Source organism: Streptomyces sp. NPDC001108, from assembly GCF_053598535.1.
Genome location: NZ_JBSFKL010000006.1, coordinates 159,632 through 178,281 on the forward strand (window position 1 = coordinate 159,632; position 18,650 = coordinate 178,281).

General features: G+C 73.6%; 13 protein-coding genes. 5 read left to right on the forward strand and 8 right to left on the reverse strand.

What is annotated here, in order from left to right:
• The first annotated feature begins 90 nt into the window (after window positions 1-90).
• Window positions 91-969 carry an alpha/beta fold hydrolase gene (locus ACWC97_RS16155; RefSeq protein WP_450649832.1) on the forward strand — a complete coding sequence of 293 codons (879 nt, stop codon included), beginning with the start codon at window positions 91-93 and terminating at the stop codon, window positions 967-969.
• A gap of 673 nt (window positions 970-1,642) precedes the next feature.
• Here ACWC97_RS16155 and ACWC97_RS16160 read toward each other — a convergent pair.
• On the reverse strand, window positions 1,643-3,277 hold the full coding sequence (locus ACWC97_RS16160) for an amidohydrolase (protein WP_450649834.1): 1,635 nt from the start codon (window positions 3,275-3,277) through the stop codon (window positions 1,643-1,645).
• A gap of 123 nt (window positions 3,278-3,400) precedes the next feature.
• Here ACWC97_RS16160 and ACWC97_RS16165 point away from each other — a divergent pair, with 123 nt between their 5' ends.
• Window positions 3,401-4,117 carry a TetR/AcrR family transcriptional regulator gene (locus ACWC97_RS16165; protein WP_352278845.1) on the forward strand — a complete coding sequence of 239 codons (717 nt, stop codon included), beginning with the start codon at window positions 3,401-3,403 and terminating at the stop codon, window positions 4,115-4,117.
• 121 nt (window positions 4,118-4,238) lie between these two features.
• Here ACWC97_RS16165 and ACWC97_RS16170 read toward each other — a convergent pair whose 3' ends face one another.
• Window positions 4,239-5,708, reverse strand: coding sequence for an MFS transporter (locus ACWC97_RS16170; protein ID WP_450649836.1), 1,470 nt, complete (start codon window positions 5,706-5,708; stop codon window positions 4,239-4,241).
• An 80-nt stretch (window positions 5,709-5,788) separates the two neighbouring features.
• Here ACWC97_RS16170 and ACWC97_RS16175 point away from each other — a divergent pair, with 80 nt between their 5' ends.
• The 3 genes from ACWC97_RS16175 to ACWC97_RS16185 all read left to right on the forward strand — a co-directional run bounded on the left by ACWC97_RS16175 (window position 5,789) and on the right by ACWC97_RS16185 (window position 10,390).
• Window positions 5,789-6,202 carry a winged helix-turn-helix transcriptional regulator gene (locus tag ACWC97_RS16175; RefSeq protein ID WP_450649838.1) on the forward strand — a complete coding sequence of 138 codons (414 nt, stop codon included), beginning with the start codon at window positions 5,789-5,791 and terminating at the stop codon, window positions 6,200-6,202.
• 351 nt (window positions 6,203-6,553) lie between these two features.
• Window positions 6,554-8,782: a tetratricopeptide repeat protein gene (locus ACWC97_RS16180; protein WP_450649840.1), complete on the forward strand. Its 2,229-nt coding sequence runs from the start codon at window positions 6,554-6,556 to the stop codon at window positions 8,780-8,782.
• A 63-nt stretch (window positions 8,783-8,845) separates the two neighbouring features.
• Window positions 8,846-10,390 carry a phytoene desaturase family protein gene (locus ACWC97_RS16185; protein WP_450649842.1) on the forward strand — a complete coding sequence of 515 codons (1,545 nt, stop codon included), beginning with the start codon at window positions 8,846-8,848 and terminating at the stop codon, window positions 10,388-10,390.
• Between the two features lie 32 nt (window positions 10,391-10,422).
• Here the strand turns inward: ACWC97_RS16185 and ACWC97_RS16190 are convergent, their stop codons facing one another.
• Genes ACWC97_RS16190 through ACWC97_RS16215 form a run of 6 tightly spaced genes read right to left on the reverse strand, consistent with a single transcriptional unit; the run spans window position 10,423 to window position 18,650 of the window.
• A complete protein-coding gene (locus ACWC97_RS16190) occupies window positions 10,423-11,397 on the reverse strand; it encodes an acetylxylan esterase (RefSeq protein WP_450649844.1) in 975 nt (324 codons plus the stop codon).
• A 4-nt stretch (window positions 11,398-11,401) separates the two neighbouring features.
• Window positions 11,402-13,828, reverse strand: coding sequence for a polysaccharide lyase 8 family protein (locus ACWC97_RS16195; protein WP_450649846.1), 2,427 nt, complete (start codon window positions 13,826-13,828; stop codon window positions 11,402-11,404).
• Window positions 13,829-13,835: 7 nt separating this feature from the next.
• A complete protein-coding gene (locus ACWC97_RS16200) occupies window positions 13,836-14,987 on the reverse strand; it encodes an SGNH/GDSL hydrolase family protein (RefSeq protein WP_352278834.1) in 1,152 nt (383 codons plus the stop codon).
• Window positions 14,984-16,063, reverse strand: coding sequence for a right-handed parallel beta-helix repeat-containing protein (locus ACWC97_RS16205; protein ID WP_352278833.1), 1,080 nt, complete (start codon window positions 16,061-16,063; stop codon window positions 14,984-14,986). Before ACWC97_RS16205 ends, ACWC97_RS16200 begins: the two co-directional genes overlap by 4 nt.
• Entirely contained in the window at window positions 16,060-16,662 is a 603-nt protein-coding gene (locus tag ACWC97_RS16210; protein ID WP_450649848.1) for a DUF624 domain-containing protein, read from the reverse strand. Before ACWC97_RS16210 ends, ACWC97_RS16205 begins: the two co-directional genes overlap by 4 nt.
• 2 nt (window positions 16,663-16,664) lie before the next feature.
• A complete protein-coding gene (locus ACWC97_RS16215) occupies window positions 16,665-18,650 on the reverse strand; it encodes a hypothetical protein (protein WP_450649850.1) in 1,986 nt (661 codons plus the stop codon).

The following is an 18,650-nucleotide window of genomic DNA, read 5'->3' on the forward strand; positions in this document are numbered from 1 at the left end:
CCCAGTCTACCCAACCGGTAAAGATAGCTTGACTGGTTAGTCGTGACCATCCTACGCTTGCACTGCAGTCAACTGGCTAAACGAATTTAGATGGTTGGAGTCATCGTGAACGCAGTGCGCCACCACACCGTCCGGATCGACGGACTCGACATCTTCTACCGCGAGGCGGGCGATCCGGACGCGCCCACACTCGTCCTGCTGCACGGCTTCCCGACCTCCTCGGCGGTCTACCGTGACCTGCTGACCGACCTGGCCGACGAGTTCCATCTGATCGCTCCGGACTACCCCGGCTTCGGCCTCAGCTCCGCACCGCCCGCCGACGCGTGGGACTACACCTTCGACCATCTGGCGGACACGGTGGACGCCCTGCTGGAGCAGCTGGGTGTCACCCGGTACGCGCTCCACGTCCACGACTACGGGGCACCCGTCGGATTCCGCCTGGCGCTGCGCCACCCCGAGCGGATCACCGGCATCGTCACCCAGAACGGCAACGCCTACGAGGACGGCCTCACGCCGTTCTGGAAGCCGCTCCGCGACTACTGGGCCGACCGGTCCACCGGGAACCGTGAGGCGCTGCGCGGCATGCTCACCGCCGAGGCCACCCGCTGGCAGTACACCCACGGCGTCCCGGACCCCGCGCTGGTGGACCCGTCGCAGGCGCTGCACGACCAAGCGCTGCTGGACCGGCCCGGCAACCAGGAGATCCAGCTCGACCTGTTCCTGGACTACGGCACCAACCCGCCGCGCTACGCCGCATGGCAGCACTACCTGCGGACGCACCGGCCGCCGCTGCTGGCGGTCTGGGGCCGGGGCGACGAGATCTTCGGCCCGGACGGTGCCCGCGCGTTCGCCCGCGACCTGCCCGATGCCCGGATCCATCTGCTCGACGCGGGCCACTTCCCGTTCCTGACCGGGCGGGCGCGGAGCGGGGCGCTGATCCGCGACTTCCTGCGCGGTCTGCCCGACTGACGGTGAGGGGGTGACGTCGTGACGCTGCGGGTGGGTCCGGCGACCCGACGGACTGACGTCTCGACTGCCCTGCTGGGGATCCGTCGGCTCGTCGGACGTCACCACGCACGCGGCTGGACGGGCGTTTGTGACCTCGTGGGAGCTTGGTCCGGAAGCCCCGTGACTACGCTCGCACGGCACGCTGGTCGCGGCAGGGGTGGCGGGCACGGCTGCGACCGCGCTCGAACGCGGCTGCGCGGTGGTGCTGCTGCCCGCCGGATCGCCCCGGCCTTGAGCCGGGCAACCCGGGCAACGGGCCCGGGGCCGCGGCCGTCGAAGCGGCCCTCGACGACACACGGGGGCGACGGACGGGGGCCCCGGCGCCCTGTCGTGGTCGCCGAGGCACGCCCGCCCCTCCTCCTGGAGGCGGCCCCGCCAACGCGACCGCCGGGTCCCCGACGACCTCCTCCTGGTCTGCGTGAGCGAGGACTCCACCACGGAGCACACCGGGCCTGTGATGATCATGCTCGGCCTGCGGACCAGGGGCGTCGCCCGGGCCGGTACCGAACTCCTTTCCCCCATAAGGGATTTGAGGGAATCGGCACCTGCCATACGGTTGGTGCCGACCCGCCCGGAAGCGCGGGAGTCCTCGCGGCTGCCGCCGCCCGGCTGAACGCTTACGCGTGCGGCCGGCTCACACCGCGTGGACGAGCTGGCCGCCCACGTACGTGCGCTCCACCCGCGCCTGCGCGATCTCCTCGGCGGGCCCGGTGAAGATGTCCCGGTCGATGACCACCAGATCGGCGAGGTGCCCGGCGCGCAGGCTGCCCGCGTCGTCCAGGCCGTTCACGTGGGCGCTGCCCGCGGTGTAGGCGGCGACCGCGGTCTGGAGGTCGAGCCGCTGCTCGGGCAGGAAGACCCGCTCGTCGGCGGTGCCGGGCTCCTTCCGGTTCACCGCCACATGGATGCCTTCGAGCGGTGCCGGGCTGCTCACCGGCCAGTCGCTGCCCGCGGCCAGGGTCGCCCCGGCCCGCACCAGATCGCCGAACGGGTACTGCCAGGCGGCGCGCTCGGGCCCGAGGAACGGGATGGTCAGCTCGTCCATCTGCGCCTCGTGGGCGGCCCACAGCGGCTGGATGTTGGCGATCGCGCCGAGCCGGGCGAAGCGGGGCAGGTCCTCGGGGTGGACCACCTGGAGATGGGCCAGGTGGTGGCGGTTGCCACGACGGCCGTTGGCGTCGAGCGCCGCCTCCACGGCGTCGAGCGCCTCCCGCACCGCGCGGTCGCCCAGCGCGTGGAAGTGCACCTGGAAGTCGAGCGCGTCCAGCTCCGTGACGTACCCCCGCAACGCGCCGGGCTCCACGAAGCTGAGGCCGCTGTTGGCGGTCGCACAGCCGCAGCCGTCGAGGTACGGGGCGGTCATCGCGGCGGTGAAGTTCTCCGCGATCCCGTCCTGCATGATCTTCACCGAGCCCGCCCGGAACCGCCCGTGGCACAGCCGTTCGCGCCGGGCGACCAGCTCTTCGATCTGCTCCGCGCCCCGCTCCCGGTCCCACCACAGCGCACCGTTCACCCGGGCGGTGAGCGACCCCTCGCGGGCCGCCCTCAGATACGTGTCCGAGGGGTCGGGCTTGTCGCCGAGCACTCCGAGCAGCGCGTCCTGCCAGCCCGTGATGCCGAGGGAGTGCAGCAGCCGCTGCGCGCGCAGCAGCCCCTCCAGCCGCTCCCGCGCGGTGCCCGGCGGCACCAGCCGGGCCACCAGGGCGACCGCGCCTTCCTGGAGCATCCCGTTGGGCGTGCCGTCCGGCTCCCGCTCGATACGCCCGTCCGCCGGATCGGGGGTGTCCGCGGTGACCCCGGCGAGTTCGAGCGCACGGCTGTTGGCCCAGGCACCGTGGTGGTCCCGGTTGGACAACAGCACCGGGCGGTCCGGGACGACCCCGTCCAGCAGCTGCCGGGTGGGCATCCCGCCCTCGAAGCTCTCCAGGGACCAGCCGCCCCCGGTGATCCACTCGCGTCCGGGGTGGGCCTTCGCGTACGCCCCGACCCGCTCCAGGTACTCGGCCGCCCCGACCGTCCCGGTCAGATCGCACTCGGCCATCTCCACGCCGCCGCTCACGGCGTGGACATGGGCGTCCTGGAACCCCGGGAGCAGAAGCTTGCCGGTCAGGTCCACGACCTCGGTGCCGGGACCGATGAGATCGCGCACCTCGTCGTGGCCGACGGCGGTGATCCGGTCGCCGGTGACGGCGAGCGAGGAGGCCCGGCTGCGGGCCGGGTCCGCGGTGAAGACGGGGCCGCGGGTGAAGACCAGGTCGGCTGCGGTCATGGGCTGCTCCAGAACGGACGGGACGGCGCTCGGCACATGGCGGCACGCGTCGGGAAAAGCGGTCGGCGCCATCGAATAGGAGGGACGGTTCACACGTCAATAGTGTTGACGTAGGGTCTGCCCATGGCAGACCGGGTGGTTCCCGAAGGCCGGCGGCAACGCCGCAGGCCCACCAAGCAGGGGGCGCTGCTCTCCGAGGAGCTGATCGTCCGGACCGCGCTCCACCTGATCGGGCAGCGCGGCGCCGAGGCGCTCTCCGTACGCAGGCTCGGCGCCGCCCTCGGCGCCGACCCCAGCGCCCTGTACCGCTACTTCCGCAACACCGACGACCTTCTGCTCGCCGTCGCCGACGAGCTGATCGGCCGCGCCCAGCAGGGCCTGGCCCTGACCGGCTGCTGGCGGACCGACCTGCGCGCCATCGGTCTGCGCATCCACGAGTCGTACCGGGCCAACCCCCAGGCCGCGGTCCTCGCGGCGCACCGCACGACCGGCCGTCCGCACGAGATGCGCGCGGTCGAGACGATCCTCGGCGTCCTGCGGGAGGCGGGCTTCCCGGACGGGCTCGCGGTCCGTATCTACCACGCCTTCGTCGACCAGGCCCTGGCCTTCGCGGCCCAGGACGCCGCAGCCCTCGCCCTGCCGCCCGCCGCCCGGGCGGCCGACGCCGAGGTCTGGCAGGAGGCGTACGGGAGGCTGTCCGCCGACACCCACCCGCACATCGCCGCGACCTTCCCGCTGCTCGCCGCCGACATGCGGGTCAGCGGCTACCCCTTCGCCCTGGAGCTGATGCTCGACGCCGTGGCAGCGCTCAGGCCCGCGACGGCGGCCGAGGGCGGTTGATCGAGCACGCCGAGCAGGGCCGGTCGGCCCTGCGGCCGTGGCCGGGCGTCGGCGGCCCGGCTTCCCGGGAGGAGGGCACCTTCGTGGGCCAGTACACAACGGGTGGCGTCGCCTTCCCCGCTCAGCGGGCGGCGTTCTCGGCCGCCGGGACCTCCCCGACCGTCCTCGGACGGCGCGCGGGAACGGGGGATCGCAGCAGGGCGGCGGCGAGGAGGAGCGAGACCGCGACCAGGCACGCGCCGACGCGGAAGGCCAGCCGGTAGCCGTCCGTGAGCGCCGGGACGGGGCTCGTCCCGCCGCTCAGCAGGGCATCCGTGCGCGCATTGGCGAGGGTGCTGAGGACGGCGAGCCCGAAGGCGGAGCCGATCTGCTGCATGGTGTTGAACATGCCGGAGGTGATCCCCGAGTCCTGGGGCGTGGCCGCCGACATCGCGAGTGTGGCCAGCGCCGGCATCGCGAGGCCGAAGCCGACGCCGAGCGGCAGCAGCGCGGGCAGGACGTCCACGGCATAGCTCCCGCCCACCGGTACGCGGCCGAGCGCGGCGAGACCGGCCGCGATCAGCGCGAGTCCCGGAAGGAGTACGGCGCGGGGGCCGAAGCGCGCGATCAGCCGGGGCGAGAGGGCGAGGGACAGCGCGCCGATCGCGACCGAGACCGGGAAGATGCCGAGGCCGGTGCGCATCTCGTCGAAGTGGAGCACCTTCTGCAGGTAGAGGACGCACAGGAACTGGAAGCTGAACATCCCGGCCACCATGAGGGCCTGGATACCCATCGCGCCCGCGACGTCGCGTGAGCGGAACACCCGCAGCGGCAACAGCGGATGGGAAGCCCTCGCCTGGCGGACGACGAACGCCAGGAGCAGCGCGAGCGCCACGGCGCCGCGGCTCAGCGTGTGCGCGGACGCCCAGCCGCGGTCGGCGGTCTCGACGATGGTGTAGACGCCGAGCATCAGCGCGGAGGTGACCAGGAGCGCGCCCAGGACATCGGTTCCCCTGCCGAGGCCGACGCCCTGCCCGGGAGCGAGCACGCGCCAGGCCGCCAGCACGGCCACGGCTCCGATCGGGACATTGACGAAGAAGATCCAGTGCCAGCCGATGGTCTGCGTCAGGGCTCCGCCGACGAGGAGGCCCAGCGAGCCGCCGGCGGACTGGACGAAGCTGTAGACGCCGATGGCCCTGGCCCGCTCCCTCGGCTGCGGGAACAGGGTCACGACCATGCCGAGGGTGACGGCGGAGGTCACCGCGCCCCCGATGCCCTGGACGAACCGGGAGGCGAGCAGCGTCGCCGGGTCCTGGGACACCCCGCACAGCAGCGAGGCCGCCGTGAAGACACCCAGGCCGGCGATGAAGACGCGCTTGCGCCCGACGAGGTCGCCGAGCCGTCCGGCGAGCAGCAGCAGGCCGCCGAAGGGGACCAGATAGGCGTTGACCACCCAGGCCAGGCTGGAGGGGGAGAACCCGAGGCCGTGCTGGATGGACGGCAGCGCCACGCTCACGATGGTCCCGTCGAGAATGACCATCAACTGTCCGGCGCAGAGCACGACCAGTGCCGACCAGCGCGACCGCGGCGCTGATGAGTTGGTCCTTCGCATGCGAACTCCTCCCATGGGGCACGACTTGTTACAGCGGTCATCTTCTGTAACCATGCCGTGCGGTGGAAGGAGGCACTTTCATGTCACACCGTCACACCGATGTGTCCGAGCAGGTCAACAACGAGGCGTGCCCGCTCACCGAGGTCCTCGACCACGTCGCGGGCAAGTGGAGCATCGGGATCCTCGTCGCCGCCGCACACGGACCCGTCCGGTTCACCGAGCTGGAACGCACCATCACCGGTATCAGCCGGCGCATGCTCACTCTGAACCTGCGCAAGCTGGAACGGGACGGCCTGCTCATCCGCACCGTCCACCCCACCGTTCCGCCCAAGGTGGAATACAGCCTCACGCCCATGGCCCACGAACTCCACGCATCCCTGACCGGGCTCGTCGGCTGGGCGGAACGCCACCGGGCCGACATCACCGCGGCCCGCGCCACCTACGACGCCGCCGCATCGAATCCCGACGCCCCCACAAAAACCGGCAGGCGTTGAACCATCGCCCACCGGCGGACGGCAATCGGAGACCGGGCCACCCGGTCGACCGGCCCTCCGCGGTACGTGCCACGAACGCGTAGGGGTACGAGCGCCTCCCGGGGCCGGTCGCCGCATGGCCGGCTCGAGGCCGACGAGAGGCGGAGCGGTCCCTCCCGGCGCCTCGGCGGCGGGGATTGTCGGTGCCCGCACGTATCCTGCGCGTACGTACGGCGTCGAGCGGGAGGTACCGACATGAGCGACACGAATCCGGTGCGCGGCACCGCTGCGCCGCGATGCGGTGTCCCCGCCATACTGGACGGGCCGGGGAGGGCGTGGGTACGGGCGTAGCGACGGGGGCGACAGCAGGCGATGGCGGACACCAGGCTGATCCAGAGCCGGTACCGGCTGCTCGAACGGATCGGGCGCGGCGGCATGGGCGAGGTGTGGCGTGCTCAGGACGAGTCGCTGGGTCGTCATGTTGCCGTCAAATGCCTCAAGCCGATGGGGCCCCAGCACGATCAGGCGTTCACCCGGGTCCTGCGCGAGCGCTTCCGCCGCGAGGCCCGGGTCGCGGCCTCGCTCCAGCACCGCGGCGTCACCGTCGTGCACGACTTCGGTGAGCACGAGGGCGTCCTCTATCTGGTGATGGAGTTGCTGGACGGCCGCAACCTCAGCCAGCTCCTGGACGAGAACAAGCAGAGCCCCCTGCCGGTCGACGACGTCGTCGACATCGCCGAGCAGGTCGCCGACGCCCTCGGTTACACCCATCAGCAGGGCATCGTCCACCGCGACCTCAAGCCCGCCAACATCATGCGGTTGACCGACGGCACGGTGAAGATCTGCGACTTCGGCATCGCCCGGCTCGGCCATGACATCGGCTTCACCTCCCGCCTCACCGGCACCGGCATCGCCATGGGCACCCCGCACTACATGTCGCCCGAGCAGATCAGCGGCGGTCAGGTCGACCACCGCAGCGACCTGTACTCACTGGGCTGTGTCCTCTACGAGATCGCCACCGGCGCACCCCCGTTCGATCTCGACGACTCCTGGGCCGTCCTGGTCGGACACCGCGACACCCAGCCCCGCCCGCTCCGCACCCACCGGGCCGAACTGCCCGGCTTCTTCGACCGGGTGGTGCTGGAGCTCCTGGCCAAGACCCCCGACGAGCGGCCCGTCGACGCGGGCGACCTGCGTCACCGGATCGCCGTCGGCCGTACCGGTGGGCAGCCGTATCTGCCGCCCACCGGTCAGGTGCCGCTCGCGCCGCCGGCCCTCGTCATGCCTCCCGCGCGGCAACTGCCCGGCTGGGCCGGTTCCATGACCGGCGGGCGCCCGGCCGTCGGCCTCCGCCCCGCAGCCGTGACCGGCCATTTCACCGGGCTGACCGGCCAATGGACCACCGGCGCGGGCCCGCGCACCCCGGCCGACGGCCTCCCGCCGGTCCGCGCCGGGCGCCCGACGCCCTCGCCGGAGCTGCTCTCCGTCCTCGCCAGCCGGCACAGTGCGGGGCTCAACCTGGGCCGCCTCGGCCACTGGGAGGAGGCGGGCGAGGTGCACCGGGCGGTCGCCGCCGAGCGCGAGCACGCCCTGGGCCCCGACCACCCCGACACCCTCGCCAGCCGGTACGAGATCGGCTTCTCCCTCAGCCGCACCGGGCGCGCCGCGGACGCCCTGCGCGAGTTCGACCGCGTGGCCGGGGCCCGCGAGCGCGTGCTCGGCCCCGACCACCCCGACACCCTCGCCGCCCGGCAGGAGAGCGCGTACGTGCTGGGCCGCCTCGGCCGGCACTTCGAGGCCCATCAGGTGTACGCGGAGGTGCTCGCGTCCCGGGAGCGGACGATGGGCCCCGACCACCCCGACACCCTGCGCTGCCGCCACAACCTCGCCTTCAACATGGGCCGGCTGGGCCGCCTGGAGGACTCGTACCGGATGGCCAGGGAGGTGGTGGCGGCCCGTACCCGGCTCCTCGGCGCCGACCACCCCGACACGCTGGTGACGCTCTACGAAGTGGCGTACACCCTGGGCAGGCTGGGGCGCTGGCCGGAGGCGCTCCAGGCGTACCGGGAGGTCGCCCGGGCCCGGGCCAGATCGCTCGGCGCCGACCACCCCGACACCCTCGCCGCCCGCTACGAGGTCGGGATCGGCCTCGGCCGGCTGGGCCGCAGCGAGGAGGCGCTGGAGCTGTACCGCTCCCTGGTGGCGGACCGGACCAGGGTCGCCGGGCCCGAGGACCCCGAGACGCTCCGCGCCCGGCACGGCGTCGGCGTCAACCTCGGACGGCTGGCCCGCTGGGAGGAGGCGCTCGCCGAAGCACGGGAGGTGTGCGCGATCCGCGAACGCGTCCTGGGCGCCGACCATCCCGACACCCTGGTCAGTCACCGCGAGGTCGCCGTCGGTCTCGGCTGGCTCGGCCGCTGGTCCGAGGCGCTCACCGCCTACCGGACGGTCGCCGGGGCCCGCGAACGGAGCCTGGGGGCCGGCCACCCCGACGCCCTGGCCGCCCGCAACGACGAGGCGCACTGCCTGGAGCAGCTCGGCCGCGGCCCGGAGGCCGTCGAGCTGTACCGCCAGGTCGCGGCCGCCCGCCGCGACCGGTAACTGTCCCCCGGATGATCTGCCCCGCCCCTGGCCGGGGGCGAACGCGCCGTGCTACCAAGGGCCATGCCCGCACCCGACAGCTATGACGCAGTGATCGTGGGCGGCGGCCACAACGGACTGGTCGCCGCCGCCTACCTCGCCCGTGCCGGACAGTCGGTCCTGGTCCTGGAACGCCTCGCCACCACCGGCGGGGCGGCCGTCTCGACCCGCCCCTTCGCCGGTACGGACGCCCGCCTCTCGCGCTACTCGTACCTGGTCTCGCTGCTCCCGTCGAAGATCGTCCGCGATCTCGGGCTGGACTTCGCGGTGCGGAAGCGGACCGTCTCCTCCTATACCCCCACCGTGCGCGGCGGCCGGGCCACCGGTCTGCTCGTCGGCGCCGGCCGCACCCGGGAGTCCTTCGCCGCGCTCACCGGCTCCGACCGGGAGTACACGGCGTGGCAGCGCTTCTACGGCATGACGCGGCAGGTCGCCGAAGGGGTCTTCCCGACCCTCACCGAACCCCTGCCGGACCGGGCCGCCCTGCGCGACCGGATCGGTGACCCGGAAGCCTGGCGGACCCTCTTCGAGGAGCCCCTCGGCGTCGCGGTCGAGCGGAACTTCACCGACGACCTGGTCCGCGGCGTCGTCCTCACCGACGCACTGATCGGCACCTTCGCCGACGCCCACGATCCTTCGCTGATCCAGAACCGCTGCTTCCTCTACCACGTGATCGGCGGCTCCACCGGCGACTGGGACGTCCCCGTCGGCGGCATGGGCGCGCTCACCGACGCCCTCGCCCGCGCCGCCCGCGAGGCCGGGGCGGAGATCCGCGTCCGCCACGAGGCGGTCCGGATCGAGACCGACGGGCGGCGGGCCGAGATCACCGTCCGCTCGGCCGGGGGCGAGCAGGTCGTCGCGGCCCGCACCGTGCTCGTCAACGCCTCGCCGCAGGCGCTCGCCGGGCTCCTGGGCGAGGAGCCGCCCGCCCCCGCCGAAGGCGCCCAGCTCAAGGTGAACATGCTGCTCACCCGGTTGCCCCGGCTGAAGGACCGTTCCGTGGACCCGCGCGAGGCGTTCGCCGGAACGTTCCACATCGCCGAGGGCTACGGACAGCTCGCCGACGCCTACCGGGACGCCGCCGCAGGACGGCTGCCCGCCGCCCCGCCGTCCGAGATCTACTGCCACTCGCTGACCGACCCGTCGATCCTCGGCCCCGACCTGGCGGCCCGCGGCTACCAGACCCTCACCCTGTTCGGTCTGCACACCCCCGCCCGGCTCTTCGCCGCCGACAACGCCGCGACCCGCGCCGAACTGCTGGCGGCCACGCTCGCCCAGCTCGACGCGCACCTGGACGAGCCGGTCACCGACTGCCTGGCCCGCGACGCGAACGGAGAGCCGTGCATCGAGGCGAAGACCCCGCTCGACCTCGAACGGGAACTGCGGCTGCCCGGCGGCCACATCTTCCACCGGGACCTCGCGTTCCCGTACGCCACCGGATCGACCGGCCGGTGGGGGGTGGAGACACCGCACGCCAACGTGCTGCTCTGCGGGGCCGGTGCTGTGCGCGGCGGCGGGGTCAGCGGGGTGCCCGGCCACAACGCCGCGATGGCGGCGCTGGGCCGGTGACCCTTACTGCACCTAGGCTTTGAAGGCAGGGCCTAGCGGCCGAACACGCCGCGCAGCGCGGCCAGCTTGCGCGGCAGGTCGTACTCCGCGCCGCCCTCGTGCCCGTTGTACGGGAACACCTCGATCCGGGCCGGACCGGCGTAGCGGTGGTACGCGGCGAACACCGTGGACGAGGGGCAGATCCGGTCCATCAGACCGACCGAGAACCAGGCCGGGGCGGTTGCCCGCGCCGCGAAGTTGACCCCGTCGAAGTAGGACAGGGTCGTCATGGCCTCGTCGACCCGGAAGCGGTGCCCGGAGAGCCAGCGGGCGATCTCCGCGTACGGCCCGGCGTCCGTGATCTGCGAGGCGCGCCGGTAGTGGCAGAGGAACGGCACGTCGGCGACGGCGGCCGCGACGTCGTCGCGCAGACCGGCCACGGCCAGCGCGAGCCCGCCGCCCTGGCTGCCGCCGAGCACCGCCACCCGTGCGGTGTCCACCGCCCCGTGGGCCCGTACGGCGTCCACCGCCCGTACCGCGTCGGTGATCAGCCGCCGGTAGTAGTGGCGGTGCGGGTCCTCGATGCCGCGGGTGAGGAAGCCGGGGGAGGCGGAGCCGTGCCCGTCCGGGGCGAGGTCGGGGGTGTCCGCGGTGTTCTTGCCGCCACCGCCCTGCCCCCGGTTGTCCATCACCAGATGGGCGTAGCCCAGCGAGCTCCACACCGGCCAGGAGTACGGGATGCCCCGGCCGCCGTTGTAACCGATGTACTGCACCACGGCGGGCAGCGGACCGGAGCGTTCCTTCGGCAGCAGCAGCCACGCCTTCACCGGCTGCCCGCCCCAGCCCCGGAACGCCACGTCGAACACGTCGAGGGTCGCGAACCCGGTGTCGTACGGGACGAACGCGGCGTCCAGGTCGTGGCGGGCCGTCTCGATGAGGGTCTTCTCCCAGAACGCGTCGAAGTCGGCCGGTTCCTCCGGCTCGGGCCGGTAGTCGCGCAGCCGGTCCAGCGACAGGTCGAACAGCAAGGGTCTAGCTCCTCTTCAGGGTGAGGTTGAGGGTCGCGCCGTGGCGCCCGGCGGTGTCGGCGGTGATCCGGACGCCGCCAGGGACGGCGGCGACCCGCACGCCCGGATCGGCGGAGGCGACGGCCAGACCGGGCCGCGCCAGGTCCAGGACGACCGAGGACCGCAACTGCGTCGGGTCGGACAGCGCCACCTTCACGGTCGCGCCGTCCGGCCGTACCAGCACCGAGGCCGGCCCGTCCGAGGCCAGCTCCCGCACGGTGCCCGCCGTCCAGAAGTTCGCGGCGAGCAGCCCGTCCGAGCCGCGCCGCACCGCGTGCACGGCAGTGGAGCGGGCGATCGCCTCGACGGGCGGGGCGGCCGACCACAGGGCGGTCCGCCCGGGGGAGGCGGCGGGGGCCTGGAGCCAGTAGTAGCCGGCCCCGTCCGGGGCGGTGCCGTGGTCCTGCCAGAGCGTCAGGTAGGGGCGGGTGACCGGGGTGTCGGTGCCGTACTTGAGGTTGATCTCCCGCCAGGTCGCCGTGCGGTCCTCGCGCAGCCCCCGGAGCGTCACGGGCTCGGGGAAGACGTAGCCGCCGGTCCCGGCCAGATGCAGCCACCGCACCCCGTCGAGCCGCTCCGACCAGCCGGTGTCCGCCGGGGCCGCCGTGCCGTCGACGAGCAGCGCCGCCGCCGGGTCGCGGAGCTTGCGGTTCTCCACCACGGTCTCGACGGTGCCCGCGTCGGCGCCGATGCCCGAGCCGACGCAGGCGATCACGTCGTCCAGGCAGAACCAGCTCTTCAGCCCGTGCAGCGAACTCCCGTACGCCCGCAGCTCCATGCCGTACGCGCCGAGCGTGGTGCCCGGCAGGGCGGTGCCGCCCGCCCAGTCGGCGGTGCTGGTGGTCCGCTGGCCCGCGGCGTCCGCCGGGCGTCCGGCGACGACGGTGGTGCCGGGCAGCCGGGCCGGGTCGACGGTCGGCCAGTAGTCCTCGCTGTAGTGCCCGAGGTCGTCGGTGTGGAGGAGGACCATGCCGTCGGAGAGGTGCCAGCCGTGCAGGTTCTCGTTCTGGATCGACTCGTAGTTGTAGATCCGGGACGAGTAAGCGGAGATGCCCAGGGAGAAGGAGGGGCGCCGGTGGGCCGCCTTGTCCATCCGGGGATGCTGCTTGTGGGTGACCAGCGGTCCCCGGGCCGGCACCGGGGAGGCGAGGACCCGTTGCGCGGCGACCAGCGAGGCGAGGTCGGTGACGGCCAGGAAGTCCCGGTAGGTGTCCTCGGCGATCCACTGCTTGACCAGAGCGGTGAACCGGTCGCCGGTCTCGCCGGGGAAGCCCGGGATCAGACGGACCACCGCCTCGATGACGGTCTGCGCCGAGACATGGCCCTGCTTGCTGGGGCGGGCGATCTCCCGCCCGCACACCGAGGCCATCACGTCGCCGCGCACCAGCAGCGGGTCGAAGCCCTCGTCGACCCAGCCGCGGATGTGGTCGAGGTCGGGGTCGGTGACCGCCCAGGCGGTACCGGCGAGCAGGTTCAGCAGCCGGGAGAGGCTGTTCAGCAGTTCCTTGCCGTACCCGCCGTTGTACGGGTGCTTGTAGTGCTGGAGGAACGATCCGTCGGAGTAGAAGCCCTCGCCGGTGCCCTCCGCCGCCGCGTTGGCGTCGTTGAAGGCCAGGACGCTGTTGGCGCCCGAACCCTCGACGTCCGAAAGAGCGTCCCGGACCCGGGCCAGGTCGTCGCCGGCGTCGCTGAGCACGGCGTTGACGGCGACGACGGTGGAGACCCACACCCGGTTGGCCCCGGTGGCGATCTGCCGGTCGGCCCGCCAGAGGTTCGGGTCGGGCGTGTAGTGCCGTACGGCCCCGGTGACCCGGCCGAGCCGCTCCGGCCCGAGCACGTCGTACAGGAGCACGGCCGTGTCGTTGAGGGCGAGCGCGGCGCCGATCTCCCAGTCCCAGTCGTTGTCGAAGCGGGCGTGGGCGGGCCCGTAGCGGTGGTCCAGCATCCAGTCGATCCCGGCGAGCAGCAGATCGCGCAGCGCCGGGTCGGCGTACTGCGGGGTGCCGGGGACGGCCCACGCGGTGGCGGCGGTGGCGAGCCGCTTGAACGAGGTCGTCACATGGTTGGAGAGGGTGGTGCTGGTCAGGTCGGGGAAGAGCCCGTCGGTGCGGGTCGGGTCGAGGCCCAGGGCCGCCGTGGTCGCGACCCTGCCGGTCCGGGCGACGGCCGCCGAGATCCGGGGGTCCGTCGGGTCGAGGCCGGGGCCGCCGGTGAGCAGGGTGTGCCAGCGGACGCGCAGGGCGGCGGGGTCGTCGGCGAAGGTGCCGGTGGCCGTGGCGGGTCCGGTGGCCGAGGCTGTGGGCGGCGGGAGCACGGCGGCCGCGCCGAGGGCCGCCGCCGTGGCGAGGACGGTGCGGCGGGTGGTGCGGGAGGTGGGGACGGGGTCGGTCATGCGGCCCTCACAGAAGGTGTCGGCGGTCCACGGCCGCGGCCAGCGCGGCGTGACCGGAGGGGTCGGGGTGGAGTCCGTCGCCGCTGTCGTACGCGGGCCGGAGCCGGGACGGGTGGTCCGGGTCGCGCAGTGCCGCGTCGAAGTCGGCGACCGCGTCGAAGACCCGGCCGGTACGCACCGCCGCGTTGACGTGCTGCCGTACCGCCTCCAGCTCCCGGGTCCAGCGGGTCCAGCCCTCGAACGGGGTGATGGTCGCGCCGACCACCCGCAGCCCTGCGCCGTGGGCCCGCAGCACCAGCTGCCGGTAGCCGGCCAGGACGAGCGCCGGGTCGGTCTGGTGCGGCGGCTGCTGGAGGTCGTTGACGCCGAGTTGGACGAGGACGGTGCGCAGTCCGGGCAGAGCCAGCACGTCGCGGTCGAAGCGGGCCTGGCCGCCCGGCCCGAACCGGGCGTCGTCCAGCAGCAGCCGGTTGCCGCTGATGCCGAGGTTGGCGACGGCCGATCCGGGCAGCCGTCCGGCGAGCTGGTCGGGCCAGCGTAGATCGGCGTCGTCCGGCGTGCCGACGCCCTCCGTGATGGAGTCGCCGAGCACCGCGACCGCCGGCCCGTGAGCGCCCGTCACCTCGACGCCGGTGAGCAGGAACACCGAGGTGGTGCGGGTGCCGTCGACGGAGTGCGAGGCATGGGTGTTGCGGTGGAAGGAGAGCGGGCCGGTGGGCCCGGGGAGCCGGGTCTCCACGGTCAGCCGCGCCCCCCGGGCGGCCCGCAGCCCGGCGACCGGGTCGCTGGTCAGCGAGGCGCCCGCGGCGAGCCACGCCTGCCGCCGCCCGCCGAAGGAGACCGGACGCCCGCCCGCCGTCACCGGGCCGACGAGGACCGGTGCGGTGCCGAAGGGGTGGGCGTAGCGCAGCCGGACCCGGCCGCCCGCCGACAGCCGTACGTGGGTGGTGCACAGGGCGTCGGTCAGCCCAGCCGTCGCCATCGGGTCGGCGGGGGTGGGCGCGGTCTGCGCGGTGGCCCAGGAGACCGTCCAGCGGGACGGGCCCGGACCTCCCGAGGGACCGGCCGCCCGTGCCGCCGGTGCCGTGACAGCGACCGCGGCCAGCCCGCCGGCCGCCGCCGTCAGTACCCCGCGCCTGGCGGGTGCCCGGCCGCTCACGCGGGGCACGCACCCGTCGGGTCGTACGCGCCGCCGTAGGTGCCGACGGCGTCGCCGCCGGTGTTGCCGCTCATCGTGTTGGTGCAGACCGGGCCCTGCGGGGTGCGCATGAACTTGATGCCGCCGCCCGCGTTGCCGGTGATGGTGTTGCCGTAGACGCTGGTGCCGGTGCCGTCGGTGGCGGTGTCGCCGCCGAGGCGGATACCCGCGCCGACGTTGTCGTGGACGGTGTTGTAACGGAGGATGTTGCCGCTGCCGCGCGCGTCCAGTCCGCCGGAGCTGGGATCCTTCTGGGCGCCGCAGTCGTTGTACTCGACGTAGTTGTGGGTCGAGTTCTCCTTGATGTCGACGCACTCGTTGCCGTACGTGGCGATGGTGTTGTGGTGGATGCGGTTGTTCCTGCTGATGTCGGGGGCGGCGTCCGGGGCGCCGTTGGCCCCCTGCTGTTCGGGGGCGGTGCCGAGGTAGATGCCCTCGCCGTTCTTCCCTCCGCCGCCGAACACGAAGTCGTTGACGCCGCAGTGGGTGATGGTGTTGCCGGAGATGTCGGCGCCGGTCACCAGATAGCGCACCCGCAGACACTCGTCGGCGGCGTTCTTCAGCGTCATCCCGGTGATCCGCAGCCCGCCCACCCCGTTCCCGGGAGTCGTGCTCATGACATAGATGAGCTTGAGGCGGTACCCCGACACCTCGGCCGACGAGCCGTGCAGCCCGTCCACGGTGAAGCCGTCGAGCGTCGTCGAATCGTGCTGGACCTGGATGATCCGGGCCTCGCCCGCCCCCTTCACCACGGCGTCCGACGGGCCGGTGATGGTCACCCCGGCGCGCCTGGTGACGACGTCCTGCCGGTAGGTCCCGGCGGCGAGGTTGACCACCGCGCCGGTGGGCGCGAGGTCGACCGCCTTCTGGATCGTGGCGAGCGGGGCGCCCCGCTCCGTACCGGAGTTGGCGTCGCTGCCGGACGGCGACACGTAGTACGCGGTGGCGGCCTCGGCGGCCACCGACGGCGGGGGCAGGACGAGCGGGGCGCCGGCGGCGAGCGCGGCGACGAGGGCGGAACGCAGAACACGGCTCATGGGGTGTACCTCCTGGGATCGGCGAAGGACAGGGCGAGCAGTACGGGAACGCTGGGACCGAGAAGCAGGGGACCCAGCGGCACGACGAGGGAGAGCAGTACGGCGGACACCACCGCGCCGAGCAGTGCGGTGCCACGGGCCGCCGAGCCGAAGCCGAGTGCCAGCGCACCGCGCGACCAGGCCCGCACCGACCCGTGCGGGAACCGGCCCGCCTCGGCCGCCAGCGCCACATGGTGGACGGTGAGCGCGGCCGCGACGCCCACCTGCGCGGCGAGCAGCACGAAGGTCCACGGCTCCGGACGGCCCAGCAGATGGACGACGTTGACGGCCAGCACGCCACCGGCCGCGGTGGACGCGAGGGAGTGCCGCCACAGCGCCCGCCAGTAGCGGGGAAAGGCCGTGAACGTCCCGGTGAAGCACCGGCCGTCCCCCTCCTCCCGCCACCGCTGGAGCGCGTGCGCCAGCGCGGCGAGCGCGGGCAGCCAGGTCACGATCCCGAGCGACAGCACGGTGAACGCGGCTCCGGCCGCCGCCGGGTACGCCACGAACTCCAGCCGCCGCAGCAGCGTCGGCCAGGTGGACGAGGAACGCGCGCCCATGGTCAGCCCACCCTTCCCGTGTACGGCTCCGGGACGTCGAGCAGCACCCGGCCGTCCCGCTCCAGCCGGGTGGCCGCCACCACGTAGGGGGCCGGGTCGTCGCCGCCCAGCAGCACCGCCGCCGCGTCGGCCGACGTCCCGGCGGTACGGATGCGACGGTCGACGGGGGAGAGCAGCACGGTCTCCGCACCGAAGGAGACGCCCCACCCCCGCTCGCACTCCACCCGCCCGGCCGGGCCCGGCTCCGCGCCCGGGACGATCGCGGTGAGGAAGGCCGCCCCGGCCGAAGGGCCGGTCGTCGTCCGCAGGGTGTGCAGGGTGCGGGTGAGCCGCAGGTCCGGTGTGCTGGATGTCGGATTGGCCTCGACCTCGGTGGTCTCCGCGACGACCCGGGCGTCCAGGGGCGCGAACCCGCGCACCAGCGCGCGGGCCGTCCCGGACCGGATCAGCCGGTCACCACCGGGCAGCGGCTCGGTCGGCCGGTCGGTCTGGAGCAGGAACGTCCACTCCCGCTCCGCCTCGGCCTCGGCGAGGTCCAGCAGCACCAGCCGCCCCGCCGGGGTGAACACCAGCGTCCGGTCCAGCCGCCGCACCCCGAGCGCGGGGTCGTACATCGCGGCGATCTCCGCCGTGGCATGCGCCCAGCCGCAGTCGGGCGCGAGGAGCACGTCGCGCTGGCGGGCCTGCCGGTCGTGGGGGATGTCCCGGTACACGTGGTACCGGTCCTCGTCCGCGTACCCCTGCCCGTCCACCAGCAGCAGGTTGTGGTGCGCGGCCCGCTTGCGGTTGCTGTAGCCCTCGTCGACCGCGAGGAAGGCGCCCTGCGAGACCAGTACGAACGAGCCCGAATCGGGGTGGTGGTGCCCCTGGTTCAGGGTGTCCCAGCCCCGCTCCGCCCGGTGCTGCGCGGACGCCTCCCACGCCTTGTGGCCGCCGCCGGGGCTCGCCTTGAACGAGACGAGCGTGGCGTCGTCCTCCCAGCCGGTGCGGGCGGCGAGCAGCCCCAGGTCCGGGAAGAACGCCCGTTTCTCGGTGGGCCGTTCGGCGGGAACGGACGGGTCGTACCAGAGGTATTCGAGGTACGCCTCCGGCAGGATGCCCGGCCGTACCCCGCTGTGCTCCGCCTCCTGCCACAGCAGTTCGTCCGAGACGAGATCGCCCAGCCACTGCGCCTCGGGGATCCCGTACCGCGCCGCGAGCCGGTAGTACAGCCCGGCACTGTGCCCGCTGCGCCGGTCGTGGCAGTCGCCGTGGTCGACGTTGAACGCGAACCCGGGGGCCAGCTGGTGCATCCGGTAGCGGAAGGTACGGGGGAGGAACCCGCCCCGTTCCCACCAGTCGATCCCCTCCGCCTCCTGGAGGAGGTCCAGGTGGGCGGCGAGGAACGGCACCCCGTAGCGCCAGTAGACGACCCCCTCGGCGTGCGAGCCGTCGTCCGGCAGCAGATCGAGGACCGTGCCGAGATTGTCCCGGGCGCGCTCCGTCCACTCCTCCTTGCCGAGGACGTAACCCGCCGTCGCCAGGCCCGCGTGGCAGATCCAGTTGTGGTTCTGCCAGTACGACGACGACCACCAGCCGCCCTCGCTCGCCACCGCGAACTCGTACATCCGCCGCCCCTGGAGCAGCAGCTTGTACCGCAGCAGCGCCCGCGTCTCCTCCGGGAGTTCGTCACCGACCCACCGCAGGGCGAGCGAGAGGTGGTGCAGCAGCCAGCCGGCGTCCAGGTCGTGGTCGGGCATGTGGGCCCGGCCCCAGTGCGGCAGCCGCGCGGCCGCCTCGATCCACCGCGCGCTCTCCGCCAGATGGGCCGGATCGCCGCCCACCCGGTGGGCCAGCGCGGGGTTGGACGCGGCGGGGCCCAGCCAGGTGATGCTGGCGAGCGGGTGGGCGCGCGGCGGGGTCAGCCCGCGATGGCGCACGGCCTCCGCGTACAGCCGGGCCCGCTGCGCGGGGCGCGGTCCGGGTGGCGGGGTCGCCGAGAGCAGCAC

Excerpts from the sequence above, each read along its gene's own strand:
- ACWC97_RS16155 (WP_450649832.1), top strand. The coding sequence starts at position 91 with ATGGTTGGAGTCATCGTGAACGCAGTGCGCCACCACACCGTCCGGATC.
- ACWC97_RS16160 (WP_450649834.1), bottom strand. The coding sequence starts at position 3,277 with ATGACCGCAGCCGACCTGGTCTTCACCCGCGGCCCCGTCTTCACCGCG.
- ACWC97_RS16165 (WP_352278845.1), top strand. The coding sequence starts at position 3,401 with ATGGCAGACCGGGTGGTTCCCGAAGGCCGGCGGCAACGCCGCAGGCCC.
- ACWC97_RS16170 (WP_450649836.1), bottom strand. The coding sequence starts at position 5,708 with ATGCGAAGGACCAACTCATCAGCGCCGCGGTCGCGCTGGTCGGCACTG.
- ACWC97_RS16175 (WP_450649838.1), top strand. The coding sequence starts at position 5,789 with ATGTCACACCGTCACACCGATGTGTCCGAGCAGGTCAACAACGAGGCG.
- ACWC97_RS16180 (WP_450649840.1), top strand. The coding sequence starts at position 6,554 with ATGGCGGACACCAGGCTGATCCAGAGCCGGTACCGGCTGCTCGAACGG.
- ACWC97_RS16185 (WP_450649842.1), top strand. The coding sequence starts at position 8,846 with ATGCCCGCACCCGACAGCTATGACGCAGTGATCGTGGGCGGCGGCCAC.
- ACWC97_RS16195 (WP_450649846.1), bottom strand. The coding sequence starts at position 13,828 with ATGACCGACCCCGTCCCCACCTCCCGCACCACCCGCCGCACCGTCCTC.
- ACWC97_RS16205 (WP_352278833.1), bottom strand. The coding sequence starts at position 16,063 with ATGAGCCGTGTTCTGCGTTCCGCCCTCGTCGCCGCGCTCGCCGCCGGC.
- ACWC97_RS16210 (WP_450649848.1), bottom strand. The coding sequence starts at position 16,662 with ATGGGCGCGCGTTCCTCGTCCACCTGGCCGACGCTGCTGCGGCGGCTG.